The 17,986-nt window shown below is 52.7% G+C and carries 15 protein-coding genes; 8 read left to right on the top strand and 7 right to left on the bottom strand.

The annotated features are described in order from the left end of the window. Nucleotides 1-142: 142 nt before the first annotated feature. The 5 genes from D9980_RS06430 (at nt 143) to D9980_RS06450 (ending at nt 5,176) form a co-directional block, all read left to right on the top strand. Nucleotides 143-1,183, top strand: a complete 1,041-nt coding sequence (locus D9980_RS06430) for an oxidoreductase (RefSeq protein ID WP_121606754.1) — start codon at nt 143-145, stop codon at nt 1,181-1,183. Between the two features lie 75 nt (nt 1,184-1,258). Next, nucleotides 1,259-2,254: a bile acid:sodium symporter family protein gene (locus D9980_RS06435; RefSeq protein ID WP_065686141.1), complete on the top strand. Its 996-nt coding sequence runs from the start codon at nt 1,259-1,261 to the stop codon at nt 2,252-2,254. A gap of 16 nt (nt 2,255-2,270) precedes the next feature. Further along, nucleotides 2,271-2,576, top strand: a complete 306-nt coding sequence (locus D9980_RS06440) for an NIPSNAP family protein (protein ID WP_121606755.1) — start codon at nt 2,271-2,273, stop codon at nt 2,574-2,576. Nucleotides 2,577-2,808: 232 nt separating this feature from the next. Further along, a complete protein-coding gene (locus D9980_RS06445; protein ID WP_121606756.1) occupies nt 2,809-3,954 on the top strand; it encodes a thioester reductase domain-containing protein in 1,146 nt (381 codons plus the stop codon). Beyond that, nucleotides 3,872-5,176, top strand: a complete 1,305-nt coding sequence (locus D9980_RS06450) for an MFS transporter (protein ID WP_238393690.1) — start codon at nt 3,872-3,874, stop codon at nt 5,174-5,176. Before D9980_RS06445 ends, D9980_RS06450 begins: the two co-directional genes overlap by 83 nt. Nucleotides 5,177-5,190: 14 nt before the next feature. On the opposite strand, the gene D9980_RS06455 is transcribed toward D9980_RS06450, so the two are convergent. From D9980_RS06455 to malX, 4 genes are all read right to left on the bottom strand, one after another. Then, nucleotides 5,191-6,093 (bottom strand): LysR family transcriptional regulator, encoded by a 903-nt coding sequence (locus D9980_RS06455; protein WP_121606758.1) that lies wholly within the window; start codon nt 6,091-6,093, stop codon nt 5,191-5,193. Between the two features lie 230 nt (nt 6,094-6,323). After that, complete coding sequence (gene add / locus D9980_RS06460) at nt 6,324-7,322, bottom strand: adenosine deaminase (protein ID WP_121606759.1); 999 nt, start codon at nt 7,320-7,322, stop codon at nt 6,324-6,326. Nucleotides 7,323-7,616: 294 nt separating this feature from the next. After that, a complete protein-coding gene (locus tag D9980_RS06465; RefSeq protein ID WP_021178043.1) occupies nt 7,617-8,798 on the bottom strand; it encodes a MalY/PatB family protein in 1,182 nt (393 codons plus the stop codon). Between the two features lie 46 nt (nt 8,799-8,844). Further along, nucleotides 8,845-10,428 carry a maltose/glucose-specific PTS transporter subunit IIBC gene (gene malX, locus D9980_RS06470; RefSeq protein WP_121606760.1) on the bottom strand — a complete coding sequence of 528 codons (1,584 nt, stop codon included), beginning with the start codon at nt 10,426-10,428 and terminating at the stop codon, nt 8,845-8,847. Between the two features lie 224 nt (nt 10,429-10,652). Between malX and D9980_RS06475 the strand changes: the two genes are divergently transcribed. Further along, a complete protein-coding gene (locus D9980_RS06475) occupies nt 10,653-11,684 on the top strand; it encodes a Mal regulon transcriptional regulator MalI (RefSeq protein ID WP_121606761.1) in 1,032 nt (343 codons plus the stop codon). Between the two features lie 145 nt (nt 11,685-11,829). Next, entirely contained in the window at nt 11,830-12,843 is a 1,014-nt protein-coding gene (locus D9980_RS06480) for a S9 family peptidase (RefSeq protein ID WP_121606762.1), read from the top strand. Between the two features lie 69 nt (nt 12,844-12,912). Here D9980_RS06480 and D9980_RS06485 read toward each other — a convergent pair whose 3' ends face one another. Then, nucleotides 12,913-13,830, bottom strand: a complete 918-nt coding sequence (locus D9980_RS06485) for a LysR family transcriptional regulator (protein ID WP_121606763.1) — start codon at nt 13,828-13,830, stop codon at nt 12,913-12,915. Nucleotides 13,831-13,930: 100 nt separating this feature from the next. Here D9980_RS06485 and D9980_RS06490 point away from each other — a divergent pair, with 100 nt between their 5' ends. Beyond that, the gene (locus D9980_RS06490) at nt 13,931-15,070 is read left to right on the top strand and encodes a serine hydrolase domain-containing protein (RefSeq protein WP_370454296.1); all 1,140 of its coding nucleotides are present in this window, start codon (nt 13,931-13,933) and stop codon (nt 15,068-15,070) included. Between the two features lie 38 nt (nt 15,071-15,108). Here D9980_RS06490 and D9980_RS06495 read toward each other — a convergent pair whose 3' ends face one another. Both D9980_RS06495 and manA read right to left on the bottom strand, forming a co-directional pair. Beyond that, nucleotides 15,109-16,668: a YdgA family protein gene (locus D9980_RS06495; RefSeq protein ID WP_121606764.1), complete on the bottom strand. Its 1,560-nt coding sequence runs from the start codon at nt 16,666-16,668 to the stop codon at nt 15,109-15,111. Nucleotides 16,669-16,803: 135 nt separating this feature from the next. Continuing rightward, nucleotides 16,804-17,982 (bottom strand): mannose-6-phosphate isomerase, encoded by a 1,179-nt coding sequence (gene manA / locus D9980_RS06500; RefSeq protein WP_121606765.1) that lies wholly within the window; start codon nt 17,980-17,982, stop codon nt 16,804-16,806. Between the last annotated feature and the right edge of the window lie 4 nt (nt 17,983-17,986).

Consider the following 17,986-nt stretch of genomic DNA (forward strand, 5'->3'; position numbering starts at 1 on the left):
CATGGTGTCAAATCGAATCAATCACGACTTCATCTTTTCTCGCGGCAACACTAGGAGCGGGTTTCTTGCCCCTGACTTATATGGACGTAGCATTTCAACCGCCTGGAATTGATGTGTATATCGCCCTGTATGAGGAAACAAGATGTCTGAAACAATCCGCGTTGGCCTGGTGGGCTATGGTTACGCCAGCAAGACCTTTCATGCTCCGCTGATCGCGGGAACCCCTGGCATGGAGTTGGCCGCTGTTTCCAGCAGCGACGCCGGTAAAGTCCACGCCGACTGGCCGATGATGACGGTGGTCAGCGACCCACAGGCGCTGTTTAACGATCCCTCGATTGACCTGATTGTCATTCCAACACCGAACGATACCCACTTCCCATTGGCACAACAGGCGATGGCGGCGGGCAAGCATGTGGTGGTGGATAAACCGTTTACCGTGACACTGTCACAGGCGCAGCAGCTACAACAGCAGGCAGAGCAGAGTGGACAACTGCTTTCGGTGTTTCACAACCGTCGCTGGGACAGCGATTTCCTCACCTTAAAAGCTTTGCTGAAAGACGGCGCTTTAGGAGAAGTGGTCTATTTTGAATCCCATTTCGATCGTTTCCGCCCGGAAGTCCGCCAGCGCTGGCGTGAGCAAGGTGGGGCTGGCAGCGGTATTTGGTACGATCTGGGGCCGCATCTGATCGACCAGGCGTTGCAGCTGTTTGGCAAGCCACAAACGCTGTTTGTCGATCTGGGCGAGCTACGCCCGGGTTCACAATCGGTAGATTATTTCCATGCGGTGCTCAATTACGGCCATCGGCGTGTGGTGCTGCATGGCACGGTGCTGGCCGCGGCAGAAACTGCACGTTACATTGTGCACGGTACACAGGGCAGCTTTATCAAGTATGGTCTGGATCCGCAGGAAGATCGCCTGAAAGCCGGTGAGCGTTTGCCGCAGGCCGACTGGGGTTACGATATGCGCGACGGAGTAGTGACGTTGTCACGTAACGGCATGCTGGCGGAACAGCCGCTGTTGACCATTCCGGGCAATTACCCAGCCTATTACGCCGCCATTCGCGACGCGATTTCCGGTGCAGGTACCAACCCTGTTCCGGCAAGCGAGGCGATACAGGTCATGGAAATGATCGAGCTGGGCATTGAGTCGGCGAAACAGCAAAAAGCGCTACCTGTCAGCTAATAGCAATAATAACAGTAGGGTTCAGAGCGCTTCTGAACCCTTATTTACGCATTAAATAGCAAGGAATTGTGCAGGATGTCCTGGTTACAACGTCTACGTATCGACAAGTTTTTACTGGTACTGCTGATGGTGGTGCTGTTGGCCTCATTGCTACCCTGTGAAGGGATTTGGCAGACCTTCTTTGAACATTTAACCACCGCCGCGATAGCCCTGTTGTTCTTCATGCATGGGGCGAAACTCTCCCGTGAGGCGATCGTTGCCGGCATGAGCCACTGGAAACTGCACCTGGTGGTGTTTCTCAGTACCTTTGCGCTCTTCCCGCTGCTAGGGTTGTCGATGAACCTGCTGGTGCCGGGCATAATGACGCCCACCGTTTATCTGGGTTTCCTCTATCTTTGTGCTTTGCCTGCCACGGTTCAATCGGCAATCGCTTTTACCTCCGCAGCTGGCGGGAACGTGGCGGCGGCGATCTGCAGCGCTTCGGCATCCAGCATTCTTGGGGTATTCCTGTCTCCGCTGCTGGTGGGGGCATTGATGCATACACAAGGAGGCAATACTGACGTATTGCATGCCATCGGCTCGATTATTCTGCAACTGATGGTGCCGTTTGTTATTGGCCATCTGGCACGTCCGCTGATTGGCAAATGGATCGATCGCCATCGCAAACTGATTAATCTCACCGACCGTTCCTCGATCCTGCTGGTGGTCTATACCGCGTTCAGCGCGGCGGTGGTTGAGGGGATTTGGCACACCATTGACGGCTGGTCGCTGCTGACGATCCTGGTGATGTCGCTGGTGCTGTTGGCGGTGGTACTGATTATCAACACCTATGCTGCACGTTGGCTGGGCTTTGATACCGCCGATGAGATCACTATCGTGTTTTGCGGTTCGAAAAAGAGCCTGGCCAACGGCATTCCGATGGCCAACGTGCTATTTCCGGCCGCTGCCGTTGGGGCTATGGTATTACCCTTGATGATTTTCCATCAGGTACAGTTGATGGTATGTGCAGTACTGGCACAGCGCTATGCGCGTAAAACAGCACAGCAACGCGAAGTTGCCGTAACTAAATAAAAGACAAGGACGTAGCATGATCAAGGTAGTCGAGATTTTGCAATATCGTTTACAAGCGGACAGTGGCGAGCGTTTTCACCACCTAATGCAGCATGTTAGCGTGCCGCTCCACAAGGCCGCAGGGATCACCGTGCTGGAGCACGGTGTCTCGCTACACGATCCTGATGCCTACTACCTGATGCGGCGGTTTGACGACATGGCGGAAATGGAACAGGTATTGCAGGCCTTCTACCGCAGCCAAGCTTGGTTGGAGGGGCCACGTACCGAGATTGTGGCCCTGATCGAGGAGAGCCACCGGGTGGTGCTGCCGTATCAGCCCTGACCTGCCGTGGGTTGTGGGCTAAACGGAATTGTCCGGTCGGGGAAGTGGCACTGGTTGATATCGGATCGGTGCCATCTCCAACTGGCAAACGGATTGTAGACTTTGGATAAATCTCTTATTTTCTTGCATGAGCTTTGCGATACCTGCAAAGCCATTATCTGATTTAATGGTATTCCACTATCGTCACCAGTAAATAAAATAAAAACGGGTTATTTACTATTTAGGTGATAAAGTGGAAAGTAAAATTAATATATTAATCACAGGGGCAACTGGATTTGTAGGGGCCTACTTGCTTCATGATTTACTTGCCGATGTTTCCGTTGGTAAGATATATGTATTATGTCGAAACATTCAGCCGAATAATGAAAGGCAGAGACTGATTGAAGCATACCATAAGTTCTCAATTGATAGCTTGGATGTACTGGTCTATACCAAAAACATCCATATGATAGAAGGAGATATCACGCAACCATCTCTTGGTATCAACAAAGTGCATTATAAAGAACTCTGCAAAGAAGTTGATGTTATCTATCATGTTGCTGCTCGTGTCAATCACATAAGATCTTATGAAGCCCTCAAGAGTGCCAATGTTGACAGCCTCGCTGATATTATTTCGATGGCGCGGACAGGAAAAACAAAAATAGTCAACTTTGTATCAACATTGGGTTCTGCCGCTAAAAAAGACAAACAGGGTTTTTATGTTGAGGAACTTCCTGATCGCACACCTTGGCATTCAGATATGGGGTATTTACTGTCAAAGTGGGAAGCTGAGAAGTTACTTTCTTGCTTCCAGAATGAAGGGGGTAAAACCAACCTATTCCGCCTTGGTTACATCTCCGGCCACAGCAAAACAGGCGTTGCGCTATTTGCTAATAATCAATTTATGTTGTTTATAAAAAGTTGTATTCAACTAGGTTATGCACCGGAATTGGCACGAACAATTAATTTTACCCCAATCGACTATACGATAGCCTTAATGAGTCAGTCAAAATATAGATGTCAGGGTGGGGAAGTGCTAAACCTTTTTAATTATCATGGCCTAATTAGTTGGGAGGGTATTATAAGCTGGTTAAATGCCAGAGGGTACAACATTAAAATTATACCCTTTTATGAATGGCAGAGTAAACTGCTAGCGGATAATGAAGAAAATGCATTGTACAGGTTCCTGCCTCTTTATGGTTCTGAAGGCGCACACGATAAAATATTACGATTTGGCCGGGAAATTGAAAAGTTCCGCTACAAAAAAGTCAAGGAGGCTACCGAATTAGCTAGGCATGAGTTGCCTTTACTGAAGTATGAACTTCTCGATCGCTATCTCGGTTACTTACAGGATCAAAAATTCTTGCCTGTTCCCCCAGGGAAATTGGCCTCATTTTAATTCGACTGAAGCAGTTAATGATAATGGTGAATTTACTATGATAGAAACGAGGGTTTACTTTTCGTTAGCCTGTTTGTGCGCGCTGTCTGTGGCGAATATTTATTATAACCAACCGTTGCTGGAGCTGTTTTCTAGGGAATTCAGCGCTGATGCCAAGACGGTAGGCTCAATTGCGATGGTTGTTCAGTTATCTTATGCCGCAGGATTGGTCTTTTTTGTCCCCTTGGGCGATCGCGTTGTGCGGCGAAGGCTGCTGGGCATTTTGTTGGGGATTAATGCTGTTGCTTCACTGTTCGCCGCTATGGCTCAAGATATTGCACAACTGCTGATAAGTAATGTCGCCATTGGTATGACCGCAGTGGGTGCACAAATAATTATTCCTATGGCGACTTTGTTGGCGCCCCAGGAACAACGGGGACGGGCTGTCGGAATAGTGATGAGTGGACTGATGGCCGGAGTGCTGTTTGCTCGTATCCTTTCCGGGACTATTGGTGAGCATTGGGGATGGCGTGTCATGTACATCGTGGCAGCAGCCATCAATGTGATAATGATAGTGATAATCTATCGTTTACTGCCTCATAACTGCCCATCAAAAAATCCGATGCCTTACCGACAGTTAATCGTATCGCTTTTAGCCTATTTCCGGCAAGAGAGCGAGTTACGCAAAGCCTGTCTTTCTGGAGCGTTAATGTTTGGTTCTTTCAGTGCATTATGGGGGGCCCTGGCTTTGCTTCTGTCTCGTCCTCCCTATCATTTCGGTAGTGATATTGTTGGTGCTTTCGGTTTTGCAGGAATCGCAGGGATCCTGATGACGCCGATTATCGGTAATTTGGCGGACAGGTATACTCCACAGGCGATTGTTATATTAGGCAGCCTCTGCGCTATAGTCGGTTTTTTACTGCTGGCAATGTCAGGACACTACTTGACCGCACTCATCATCAGCGTCATTTTTCTAGATGTTGGAGGACGGGCAGGCCTAGTTGGCAATCAGTTACGTGCTCTGGCACTGTCGGAAACCGCCCGCAGTAGGCTCAATACTGTCTTTATGTTTTGCTATTTTCTCGGCGGAGCCTTAGGCACACGCATAGGTGCAGAGCTAAGCCTGCGATTTGGATGGTTTGGCATTGCGTTGCTTGGCGTTATCACCTCCCTGATCGTCATGTTCTTCAACTTCAAAGGGATGCTGTCTTTGTTCCGGCGACCGTCTCCCCCTTCGTTATAATATGAGAATTATTCCTAAGGTTTCCCCAATTCGTTGGCCAGGTGTTTATGTAGCGCCTGAAGAAACACTGTCAACCTAGGGGAAACTTTTGGTTCGGCACGTAAGAGGTGGATTTCCTGAGTCTGCTGTTGAGGATCATCAAAGACTTTCACGAGTCGCCCTGCGTTAATATCAGTACCGACCACCCAGTTAGGCAGGAATGCAATACCTAATCCATGGACAGCCGAAATGCGCAGTGCGTCAAAATCATTGCAGCGTAAATAGATATGGTGCTTCCTCTCTGGATCCTGATAGATCACTCTCCGCCAACATATCGAATAGGGATCCTGAAATTTATCTAGCAGATGATGCCCTTCAAGTTCATCAAGCCCGCTTGGATGACCATGGTTCTGCAGATAAAACGGGCTTGCACATGCTATCCAATACTGGTCCGCAATATGAGTGGCATACAGTGCGCTATCTTTTAGGGGACCAATTCTGATGACGGCATCAAGTCGTTCGATCGATGGATTGGCCAACCGTTCCGTCAAATCCAGCGCAAGATCAATATCAGGGAAATTTTTCTTGAACTCAGACAGCCATGGGAATATATGAAGTTTGGCGAAGGTGGGCAAACAGCTAACACGTAAAATTCCTTTTAGCCCTGTGTTCATTGAGCCTATTTCACTATACATATCACTGAGAGCATCAAGGATTTTTATTGATCGAAGATATAAGGCCTCTCCGGCATCGGTAAGCATCAGTCCACGGGGAGAACGGATAAATAACTTTATCCTCATCACATCTTCAAGCCTGTTTATTTTGCGCATGATCGAGGATGGGTTCACCCCGTGCCTGCGTGCAACAGAAGAAAATGAACCATTTCTGGCAATATCAATAAATAGCGATAAGTTTTCCGTATATCTGTACAAGTCCATATGCACACCATTTATAACTTTCGTTTCTGACGTTTATGCTGTTGAGGACAAATGATGAGTTCAAAAATCAACCATAACACATTTTATTCTGGGGCTATAGTCTGATACTTTTAGAGTGAAAATTCAGGTTTACTGAGTTTTACGTTATGAGATGAAAATATCCAGAACCGCCAGGGCAAGGTCCTGAGAGCAGACCCAACGGGCAAGGCCGCTGAGTCTGCAACAGGGGATTAGCCAAGTACTTTCGCGCGTAACGCCTGTTTTTCCTGCTCGCTGAGGAAGGCCATCTTCAGGCCGTTTTCCTGCGCGGTGCGGATTTCCTGCGGCGTTAATCCCGCCTGTGGAGCCGCCACGCGGTATTCATGCTCAATCTCAATGCCTTGCACGGCCGGATCGTCGGTATTGATTGAGGCCACCACGCTATGGCGCAGGAAGGTGGCCAGCGGATGTTGTGCCAACGAAGCTACAGTGCTGGTTTGTATATTCGAGGTCAGGCACGATTCAATGCCGATGGCATGCTGCGCCAGGTAATCCATCAGTGCCGGATCTTCTACCGCTTTTACCCCGTGGCCGATGCGCTCTGCACCCAACTCACGGATCGCCTGCCAGATGCTTTCTGGGCCAGCGGCTTCACCGGCATGAACGGTAATGCGCAGGCCTGCGTCACGAGCACGGTTGAAATGGCTGAGGAACAGGCTGCCAGGGAAGCCGAGTTCATCGCCGGCCAGATCCAATGCGGTAATGCCATCGCGGTGGGCTAACAAGGCGTCCAGCTCTTGCAGGCAGGCCGCTTCACCGAAGGTACGGCTCATGATGCCGATCAGGCGCACATCAATATCGCGGTCGCGGCAACCATAGCGAATGCCGTCAATCACCGCTTCCACCACGCCAGCCACCGGTAGCTGGTGCTTCATCGCCATGTAGTATGGGGAGAAACGCAGTTCGGCGTAGTGCAATCCAGCGTTTGCTGCATCTTCCACGTTTTCATAGGCCACGCGACGGCAGGCATCCAGATCGCCCAGCACCGCCACGCCCCAGTCAAGCTTTTGTAAAAAGCTCATCAGATCGGGTTCAGTCTGGGTGATTTGCACATGGGGAAGCAGGGCAGCCAGCTCGTTGGCTGGCAGGGCTAGATTGAACTGGCTGCCCAGTTCAAGAATGGTTTGCGCGCGGATGTTACCGTCCAGGTGACGGTGAATATCGGTAAGGGGCAAGCGGGAGTCAATCATGGCGGCACTCATTGTTTTTGTATAGGTAAAGTGCAGAGCAGTATAAAAACAAATGAATGAAAATAGCTATTGAGTTGCATAAAAAAGTGATTGTAGTCACATTAAATCGCAAGATCGCACTTCAGGATATGGGGTAGATGTATAAGGCGGGTAAGCAGAGGCATGCTCTCAGGTCATTAGTCGATGAAATCAGGTCAATCGCAATGGTTCTGGTTTTAACGGGTAGCATGACAATGCTGAGGGGAGTTGGCACTCAATGAAAAACCAGGGGCACTACGCCCCTGGCGATATAACCTATTTTGCGTCCAGGACAAATTGCAACGCGGCGATCAGCTTATCCATCCCGGCCTCAACCTTGCTGCGTGGGCAGCCGACGTTCAAGCGCAGGAAACCACGGCCTTCTTCGCCATAGGTAAAGCCTGGCATGATGGCGACTTTCTCACGTTCGATCAGCACCTGCTGCAATTCGCGGTCGTCAATGCCCAATGGGCGTATATCGATCCACGCCAGATAGGTGGCCTGCGGTGGCTGCCAGTTTAGCTGTGGCAACGCCTGGTTGAGCCGTTCTGCCACGTAGGTCAGGTTATCTTGCAGGTAGTCGCGCAGGGCGTCTAGCCAAGGCTCGCCGTGGCGATAGGCGGCAATATGGGCTGCAACCGCCAGCACCGCCGGAGAGGATAATCCATCGCGGCTTTTCAGCGCCTGAACATAGCTATCCCGCGCACTATCATCGCTGATAATGCCATAGGCCCCGGTGAGCGCCGGAATGTTGAAGGTTTTAGAGCCGGAAGTCAGCAACGCCCACGGAGTGGTAGCTACCTGGCTCCATGGAGTGTGACGATGTTCCCCCCAAACCATATCCATATGGATCTCATCGCTGATCACCTTGACGTCATGGCGTTCGCACAGCTCTGCCATCTGCTCCAGCTCCTGCTGTGTCCACACCTTGCCGGTGGGATTCTGCGGGCTGCACAACAGTAGGATCTTGGTTTGCGGCCGAGCTAGCAGGGCTTCCAGATGCGCCATATCGCATTGCCAATCGTTATCCACTTTGTGCAGCGGGCAAGGCAACACCTGGCGTTGATTACCCAGGATCACCTTATAGAACGCATCATAGGCTGGCGTATGGGTGACCACATATTCCCCCGGAGCCGACCAGATACGCACCAGCTGCGCCACCATGTAAATCACCGAAGGGCCATAGACCGCCTTGGTCGTATCGATGGGGGCATTGAAGCGCTGTTGATACCAATGCCGTACCGCACCAAGAAAGTCTTCATGCTGCCAGCGGCTGTAGCCCAACACGCCGTGTTGCAGGCGCTGTTGCAGGGCTTCAAGAATGCAGGGGGCGGTGGCGAAATCCATATCGGAGATGGTGAAAGGCAGCAGATCTGCGGTACCAAACCGGTCGGCGATGTAGTCCCACTGGGTGCACCAGGTACCGTGACGATCTACCGGGGTAGAAAAATCAAACATGTGAAACTCCGAACAAGGGCGCAGCAGGCTGCGCCCGGGGGGAAGGTTATGCGTTGGCCATCAGTGATTCTAACTCATCTTTCACCGATTGCACCTGCGGGCCAATGACCACTTGCAGGTTATGGTCATTAAGGTGCACCACGCCAATAGCCCGGTTGGCTTTCAGCACCGCGTCATCCACCTTGCTCATATCGTTAACCGACATACGCAGGCGGGTAATGCAGTTATCCAGCGAAACGATATTTTCTTTACCGCCCAACGCTGCCAGGATAGCTGGCACGTTATAACCGGATTTACCCACGGCACCGACAGGGGCGCTCTGTGTCGCGGTGGTTTCTGTCTCACGGCCCGGCGTTTTAATGTTCCAGCGCTGGATGGCGAAGCGGAAGATCGCATAGTAGGCAACGAACCAGATGGCGGCCACCAACGGCACCAGGTACCACTTGGTTGCGGTGCCGTGCAGGATACCAAACACCACGAAGTCGATAATGTTGCCGTCGGTGTTACCGATAGTGACGCCCAGTAAGGCCATCACGGTGAAGCCCAGACCGGTCAGGATCGCGTGGATCAGGTACAGGAACGGAGCCACAAACAGGAACAGGAATTCGATCGGTTCGGTGGTACCGCCGACGACACAAGCCACGACACCGGAAATCAGCAGCCCTTTGATCTTGTGACGGTTCTCCGGTTTGGCACAGTGGTACATGGCTAACGCTGCACCCGGCAAGCCGCCGAGGAAGGCAGGCATTTTACCCTGGGACAGGAAGCGGGTAGCGCTTTCGGCAAAGCCGTGGGTGGTTGGGCAAGAGAGCTGCGCCTGGAAGATGGTCAATGCACCGCTGACTTCACGGCCACAAACGTCCAGCGTACCGCCCGCTTCGGTAAAGCGGATCAGTGCCACCAGAATATGGTGCAGCCCGAACGGCAGCAACAGACGTTCGCCGGAGCCGAAAATCATCGGCCCAAACATGCCTGCGCCGTTAATCATACGGCCCAACCCGTTAATACCGGCAGCGAACCAAGGCCAGATCAGCGGGATAATCAGGCCGCACAGGCCCAGTACCACGGTGGTGACGATTGGGACGAAGCGGGTACCGCCGAAGAACGCCAGCGCATCCGGCAGGCGGATGGTGTTGAAACGCTCGTGCAGCAGATAAACGATGATCCCGACGATCACCGCACCGAGGATACCGGTATCGATAGACTGAATGCCCAGGATGTTCTGGATGTTATTGGCTTTCAGCACCAGTGGATCGACGGTAGGCAGCACGCCTGACGTGGTCAGGTAGAAGTTGGTCGCCAGGTTCAGCACGGTAAAGCCGACAAAACCAGAGAAGGCGGCCACGCCTTTGTTCTCACGCGCCATGCCCAAAGGAATGGCAATGGCGAACATCACCGGCAGGAAGCTGAAGGCAAAGGAACCGATCTTGCTCATCCAGGTGAACAGCAGTTGGAAAGCCGGATGACCAATGAAAGGCAGCAAGGTGATCACGTCACGGCTGCTTAGTGAGCTACCGATCCCCAGCATGATGCCGCAGAATGAAAGCAGTGCGACGGGCAGCATAAATGTCTTGCCCAGGCTTTGGAAAAACTCCCAAAGCGTAATTTTTTGTTTTTTAGACGCTGGCATAACCGACGACTCCTGGCGAAAAAGCATGCAATGTTGTGTGTACCCGATTAGGTAAAAATAAGATAAAACGTTTTACCTAGTAAAAATGCGTCCCTAATCACAATTATGAACGGTGCTTTGCGGTGACAATACTTATGCGGGTAAATCGTTTTACTGCATTGAGAGATTCGGTATACCATTTGCTATCAGGGTGAAACTCGCCCTGATAGGGCATTGCAGAGGTTATTACCATCAAAAAGATCACTATCACTGACGTCGCGCAGTTGGCAGGCGTATCCGTGACCACCGTTTCCCTGGTGCTGAGCGGTAAAGGGCGTATTTCTCCCACCACCATGACCCGTGTGAATCAGGCGATCGAGCAGCTTGGCTATGTTCGCAACCGTCAGGCCGCGACGCTGCGCGGTGGCGAATCGGGGGTGGTAGGGCTGATCCTGCGTGATATCTGCGAACCGTTTTATGCCGAGATGACCGCCGGGGTGAGTGAGGTACTGGAAGCCAATGGCAAAGTGCTGTTTCTGACCCAAAGCGGGCGCGAAGGCAAAGGGCTGATGCGCTGTTTTGATATGCTTCTGGAGCACGGCGTTGACGGCATGGTGCTGGCGGGTGGGGTACGTACCGCGAAAGGGCTGAAAGAGAAAGCCGAAGCTCAAGGGGTGCCGCTGGTGTGTGCCGCGCGCTCCAATGGGCTGGAAGGTGTAGACGTGGTGCGGCCCGATAATATGCAGGCCGCGAAAATGGCCACCGAATTTCTGATCAAACGGGGGCATAGCCAGATCGCCTACCTTGGTGGACAAGGCGATTCACTCACCCGCGCCGAACGCCTGGGGGGATTCTGTGCCACCCTGGTGCAATACGGCCTGCCATTCCGCTCAGAGTGGATCGTCGAATGCGATTGCCATCAACGGGCAGCGGCTGAAGCTGCTGAAAACCTGTTGCGTCAGTATCCCAATATCAGTGCGTTGGTGTGCCATAAGGCCTCGGTGGCGTTGGGTGCCTATTTTGGTATTGTGCGCAGTGGCCGTAGTATTGGCTCGGAAGGGATGGACAGTTTTTATGGTCAACAGGTGGCGCTGATCGGTTTTGGCGATGTGCCGGAGGCCGAACTGACCGAACCCCCGCTGACCTTTATCTCCAGCTCGGCTCGAGAAGTTGGACGCAGTGCTGCTCTGCGGTTGTTACAACGTATTGGCGATGATTCATTAGCACCGCAGAATGTGATCCTGTCCCCAGAGCTGATCAAGCGCGGATCGGCCTGATCCGCAGCATATCTCCAATCTTGCCGTTGTCCCAGTATTATAAATTCTCAGGTGTCTCTAAACAGCCTTGCTCTGATGCTTGATTAAATTAAAGCGCAATTTTTGATATAACCGACACGATATGAGATTTAATTTGGGAGCAGCTATGAACAGATATGGGATATTTGGTTTCTGCATGGTGAGCTTCCTGGTCGTTTTTTCGCTGATTCGGTTATCTGAATTTGAACTTTCCGATGATGCGCACCAACGAACTATCAACTTTGAGCATCATCAGGACATTCTGGAAGGCACATTAATCCTCCCTCCTGGGAAGATATCCCCACCGCTTGTCGTGCTGGTTCATGGCGATGGCGCTCAAGACCGCTGGTCTGAAGGCGGCTATATTCCGTTGGTGAAGTTCCTGGTTGCCCAAGGGATCGCGGTTTATTCATGGGATAAACCCGGCGTTGGGGCAAGCAGTGGTAACTGGCTGGCACAAACCCTGTCAGATCGTGCAGATGAAGCGGCATCTGCTCTGAGAAAACTGAAACAGGAACCGGAGTTTAACCACAGCGATATAGGCTTTCTTGGCTTTTCTCAGGCGGGTTGGGTCGTGCCAAAGGCCAGCCAACAGGTAAAAACCGACTTTGTTATTCTGGTGGGGGCGGCGATAAATTGGCGAGCTCAGGGGATTTATTATACGGGGCAACGTCTAAAATCTGAGGGCCAGTCAGCTGAGAATATCGTGAAGGCGCAAGCACGAGAAGCCACCGCTTTTGACAGGCAGTTTACGCAGGAAGCAGCCGCATCTCCCTGTCTTTCTCGTTGTACCCGGGAGGACTTTGAGCGTCGAAACTCACAGGCCGATGCAAGGAAAGCTATTTCAGCGATGCAAACGCCGGTAATGATCCTGATGGGGGCGGACGATCGGAATGTCGATCCTCACGAAACGATTGCTGTCTGGAGCGAAGAACTACCGGCCAAAACACCTCGCTGCATCAGACTGGTCGCTGATGCTACCCATGGGCTTTTACGGAGCGAATGGTTTGACTACCAGCTATCCTCTCAGTGGCCTTGGTGGAAGCAAGGGGGATTTCTGCTGGCCGGACAACAGGCATACTCGCCGGGTTCCCTAAGTGCAATTTCTGCCTGGATACTTAATCAGCAATGCCATGAGTGAATCGCATTCTGATGCCACGCTGAAAGCAAAAAGTGAAAGATCCCTCCCAGGCCTTCAATACCCAGAAGCTCAAGCGCGGATCGGCTTGATCTGCTGCTCGCGTTTTTCCCGCATAAAATCGATAAAGGCGCGCAGCTTGAGCGGCATATGGCGGCCCGCCGGAAAGTAGATAAAGAACCCCGGCGCGACGTTGCTAAAATCCTGCAGAACCTCTCGCAGTTGCCCGCTCTGCAACTCTTGGTGTACGGCAGCCCGAAAGCGTTGGGTGAGCCCTAATCCCGCTATCGCCGCGTCTTTAAGCAGCTGGTTTTCATTGAAGATCAGCCGCTCGTTGACCTCCAGCGTCAAATGCTCAGTACCGTTGCTGAAATACCAGGGTTCCAGTTTGCCACTGCCGGGAAAGCGGTAGCGCATGCAGTCATGCTGCTGTAACTCCTGCGGCGTTTCGGGCTGACCCTGTTGTGCCAGATAGCCCGGAGAAGCCACGATCACATGTTGTTGGCCATTGTCGATAGGGACGGCCACCATGTCTTTTTGCAACATGCGCTGCATGCGGATGCCCGCATCAAAATTATCCAGCACCAGATCGGCAAAACGATCGTCGGTAAACAGCTCCAGCTTAAGCTCAGGATAGCGCGCATGGAACTCCGGCAGATAGGGCATGACCAGCATCGACGCGGCCAACTGCGGCAAGGTAATACGTAATAATCCGCTTGGCTCACCACGTTGGCTGCTGGCATTTTCTGCCGCGATCTCAATCTGGCCCATAGCGGGGGCGATTTTTTCATAAAATGCCAGCCCTTCATCGCTTAGTCTGACTGAACGGCTAGTGCGGTTGAACAGGCGTACTCCCAAAAGGGCCTCTAGCGCGCGGATATTTTGTGAAACCGCAGGCGGTGTGACGCCCAGATGATTGGCCGCCTGGGTAAAGCTGCCCAATTTGGCAACGGCGTCGAAAAATGGCAGTAATTGCAGCAGTGAGCTCATCTATTAATAATTCCAACTTAATGATTCATTAAATTTTAGCCTATTTTATTTAATGATCGAAACCGTAGACTGGCCTGATTACCTTAAGAGGATCACAGTTATGGCTCAGGCATTGAAACAACGGATAGAGGCAGTTAATCAGCAGGCGATCGCCGAAGGGCGGATCGTAGGTAGCGTGGTGCTGGTGGCTCAACAGGGGGCGGTGATTTACGCCGGTGCCAGCGGCTATGCCGATCGCGAGCAGCGGCAACCCATGCAGCGTAACAGCCAATTCCGGCTATCTTCGGTCTCTAAACCCTACATCACGCTGGTAGCGATGCGCATGATAGAACAGCAATTGCTGAGTCTGGATGATGCCGTGAGCCGTTGGCTACCGTGGTTTACTCCGGCGTTGCCCGATGGACGTCGGCCAGCGATCGCTATTCGCCACCTGTTAACCCACACCGCCGGGCTGGACTACCGTTTCAAGCAACCAGAGGGCGGGATCTATCAGCGGTTAGGGATCCACGATGGCCTGGAGATGTCCTCGTTAACGCTGGAGCAAAATCTGCGTCGGTTGTCGCAGGCCCCGTTGCAGACAGAGCCGGGGAGCGAATTCAGCTATTCACTGGCCATTGACGTATTGGGTGCGGTGCTAGAGCAGGTGGCTGGTGTGCCTTTGCCACAGCTATTCGAGCGCTGGGCTGGTCAACCGCTAGGGCTGGGGAATACCGGTTTTTATGCGTTGAACGCCGATAAGCTGGCTACGGCCTATTACAATACTGAACCGCAACCGGCAGCGATGTATGACGGCTTTCTGCTAAGGCTTCCTGAGGAGTTTGGTTTTGACGTGGAGTTTGCGCCTTCGCGAGCGCTTGACCGCCACGCTTATCCTTCGGCTGGCGCGGGAATGGTTGGCGACGCTGACGATGTGCTGCGCCTGGTGGAGACGTTGCGTAATGGTAGCGACGGAGTTTTGCAGGCAGAAACCGCCGCATTGATGCGACAACCCCATGTAGGAGCGCAGGCAGAAATTCAGGGGCCGGGTTGGGGCTTTGGTTTTGGTGGCGCGGTGCTGGTGGATGCCGCATTGGCAGCAACGCCGCAGAATAATGGCACTATGCAGTGGGGCGGCGTATATGGGCACAGCTGGTTTTATGATCCGGTCGCGCAGTTGAGCGTGGTAGCGCTGACCAACACCGCAATTGAGGGTATGAGCGGTTTATATCCCGTGCAGATCCGCGATGCGGTTTATGGTTAAAAATAAAGGGCCAGATATCGTCTGGCCCTAGAAGGTTTTTATTGCCCTTGCAGAGTTGGCTGCTCAGGTGCCGGAGCGGCATCCTGCTGATCGGGCTCTGGAGCACTATCTTCTTCTGGTGCGGAAGCGCCGCCCAGCATCCCGAACATACCCACGAACTCCGGCAGCGACATTTTGCTGCCGTTCAGCTCAATCTGGTTATCGGCATACTTGAAGCTGCTGCTTATCACGTTATCTTTCAGCGTGGTGATCTTGAACATCTCGCCCATTGCCGCCAGGCTTTTCACCTGCTGCTCGGCCTGCTGCTGTGCTTGTTGTGCACTGGCACCTTGCAGCTGTGCCGCTTGAGCCATTGTTTCCTGCGCCATAGCGACCGGAACAGTCAACTGCGCGTCGATTTTCTTGACCGAACGGGCAAGCTGTTGGTCCGGTGATTCGGCCGCAGCGCCAGCCTTTGAAGGATCCAGCAGATCGAGGTTAAGGGTAAAGGCGCTTTCACCCTTGGCATTTTTCCAGCTCAGCGGTGCGATGCTGATAGTTGGGTTGCCTTTCAGCAACAGCGGCAGGTTTTGCACCAGCATCTCAGCCGTTTGTTGTTGGTAGGCTTCTGGTGACAGCGTTTCTGCCTGTTGCAGCAAGGCCATGGCCTGCTGGTTGTAACGATCGGCAAACTCTTTCAGCCCTTTACCGTCCAGGTTGTCGATTTTCAGCAGCAGCTTACCCGCGCCAAAATCGGTGCCCTGAATTTTCAACGCTGCCATGGTGTAGTCCAGCTGACCTGCGAGGCTGTTGCCTTTCTCGCCGAACTGGCTGGCCAGGTTGAAGCCTTCCATCGTCATGGCATCTTTACCGTCGATAGCCATGGTCAGTTGCTTCATGCCCAGCGCTTGCTGACCCAGGCTCAGACTGTATTGGCCCAGATGCGTGTTGCTTTTGAGCGTAAGCCCTTGCATCGTCATCTGTTCGTTCTGGCCGGACTGATTCGGGCCACTGATCACCAGGCTATCACTGCTGGCGTCCAGGACAGCGGTTTGCATATCCTTGCCGATATCCGCGTCAATTTTTGCACCGCTGAATTTCAGTGAGGACTTGTCTTTCTGGTATTCCACCGGGATCACATCGATGGAGCTGGCGACATCGCCGCTGTAAGCAATGCGTGAATCGGCGCTGAACAGTGACTTGCCTTTGGTGATTTCAAACAGGGTTTTGACTTTTGGCGTGTTTTCCAGCTCGGTATGTACCGAAGCCATGCTTGGGATCAGGTTGAATTTTTTCAACTGGGCCAGCGGGAATGGGCCGTGATCGACGGTTTCAATGAAGGCCACTTCTTCGCCGGACTTCAGCAGGGCATCGTCGGTGGTGATGCTACCATCGGCACGCAGCACAAAACGGGCTTGGCTGCTGAAAATCCCGCGTTGGTAGTTTTCATAGCTCATCTTGACCCCAGCCTTAGGCAGTAGGGTTTTCAACTGGCTATTGGCTGTGTCTACCATTTCCCCCATCCGTTGCTCGATAAGCTTGCCGGTGTACCAAGAGGCCCCAGTCCATGCTGCGCCGAGCACCACAATGACGCTGACAGCGACTAACGATTTTTTCATAGTTCTGTTCTTCCTTTGTTAAGCCGGTAGAGGGCAGGGCGACCAATTGGGTCTGCAAAAAAACGCCCGTAGGCGTTTTATTGTGTAGGTAAACTAATCATCTTAGCAACTTATTTACCTATATTTTACCGTCAATTAGGACAACTGATTATAAACGCGGGCGATACGGCCGCTCCCGGTGACGGTAACCGGGGATTCAAAGGCAGCAATAAAGCACGATTCACCTGGCTGCAAGATGACCTGTTGGCCCTGTTTCTCCAGCGTTGCTTCACCTTCTACGCAGAACACAATTGCCGCGCTGTTTTGCGCCAGTGGCTGCGGTGTGGCATCGAGATCGTGTAACGAGAAGGCAAAGTCCTCAACGGGGATCGGGAAGAACAGTTCTTTGCCACGTTGCTCTGGCTGAGTCAGCAGGCCAGATGCCGGTTGTGGGCGGAACTGCAGGTTGGCCAACAGTTCAGGAATATCGATGAATTTTGGCGTCAGACCCGCGCGTAGCACGTTATCAGAGTTTGCCATCACTTCCAGCGCGACGCCGTTCAGATAGGCATGTGGGGTCTCGGCATACAGGAACATGGCTTCACCCGGTGCCAGTTTGACCACGTTCAACAGCAGCGGAGAGAACAGGCCGCTGTCGTCGGCATAGAAACGCGCGATAAAGCGGATGGTGTCCCAAGGCTCACCCTGCTGGTTGTTCAAAGCGGCTTTCAGCACGCCAAGCGCCAGCGTTTTTTGCTCACCGCTCATCCCCAGCAGGCTGGCAAACAAGGTCGCCAGGTGGGCGGTATCCGGCTGCTGCAGGAAGGCGGCGATATCGTGATGTGCGCCGGAAAGAGGTTGTAACAGCGCAACGATATCGTTCAGTTCGCGGAAGCCATTCATCGCCAGGAACGGCGTCAGGGCAAACACCAGCTCCGGCTTGTGATTCGGATCCTTATAGTTGCGCTCAGCGGCGTCAAACGGAATACCGGCGGCATTTTCTTTGGCAAAGCCCACCTCTGCGGCACTCTTGCTTGGGTGGACCTGGATGGAGAGTGGCTGGTCGGCACACAGCACCTTAAACAGGAACGGCAGTTCACCAAAGCGTTGTGCCACTTCGGCCCCCAGCTGTTTAGGCTGGTCGGCATCAATCACCTCACGCAGAGAACGCAGGTTCCCCGCCTGATCCGTGACCTGTGAGCTGCTTTTAGGGTGGGCACCCATCCACAGTTCGGCCATTGGTTTGCCCGTCGGGTTGGCAATGCCATACAGCTTGGTTAACGCATCAACGCTGCCCCAGGCGTAGTTTTGGATGGCATTAGTCATTTTTTGCATGATC

The organism is Serratia sp. 3ACOL1 (genome assembly GCF_003668775.1).
Classification (GTDB): domain Bacteria; phylum Pseudomonadota; class Gammaproteobacteria; order Enterobacterales; family Enterobacteriaceae; genus Chania; species Chania fonticola.

Bases quoted from the DNA above. Each gene is read 5' to 3' on its own strand.
- D9980_RS06435 (WP_065686141.1), top strand. From the start codon at position 1,259: ATGTCCTGGTTACAACGTCTACGTATCGACAAGTTTTTACTGGTACTG.
- D9980_RS06495 (WP_121606764.1), bottom strand. From the start codon at position 16,668: ATGAAAAAATCGTTAGTCGCTGTCAGCGTCATTGTGGTGCTCGGCGCA.
- manA (WP_121606765.1), bottom strand. From the start codon at position 17,982: ATGCAAAAAATGACTAATGCCATCCAAAACTACGCCTGGGGCAGCGTT.
- malX (WP_121606760.1), bottom strand. From the start codon at position 10,428: ATGCCAGCGTCTAAAAAACAAAAAATTACGCTTTGGGAGTTTTTCCAA.
- D9980_RS06485 (WP_121606763.1), bottom strand. From the start codon at position 13,830: ATGAGCTCACTGCTGCAATTACTGCCATTTTTCGACGCCGTTGCCAAA.
- D9980_RS06430 (WP_121606754.1), top strand. From the start codon at position 143: ATGTCTGAAACAATCCGCGTTGGCCTGGTGGGCTATGGTTACGCCAGC.
- D9980_RS06440 (WP_121606755.1), top strand. From the start codon at position 2,271: ATGATCAAGGTAGTCGAGATTTTGCAATATCGTTTACAAGCGGACAGT.
- D9980_RS06480 (WP_121606762.1), top strand. From the start codon at position 11,830: ATGAACAGATATGGGATATTTGGTTTCTGCATGGTGAGCTTCCTGGTC.
- add (WP_121606759.1), bottom strand. From the start codon at position 7,322: ATGATTGACTCCCGCTTGCCCCTTACCGATATTCACCGTCACCTGGAC.
- D9980_RS06490 (WP_370454296.1), top strand. From the start codon at position 13,931: ATGGCTCAGGCATTGAAACAACGGATAGAGGCAGTTAATCAGCAGGCG.
- D9980_RS06450 (WP_238393690.1), top strand. From the start codon at position 3,872: ATGAACTTCTCGATCGCTATCTCGGTTACTTACAGGATCAAAAATTCT.
- D9980_RS06455 (WP_121606758.1), bottom strand. From the start codon at position 6,093: ATGGACTTGTACAGATATACGGAAAACTTATCGCTATTTATTGATATT.
- D9980_RS06465 (WP_021178043.1), bottom strand. From the start codon at position 8,798: ATGTTTGATTTTTCTACCCCGGTAGATCGTCACGGTACCTGGTGCACC.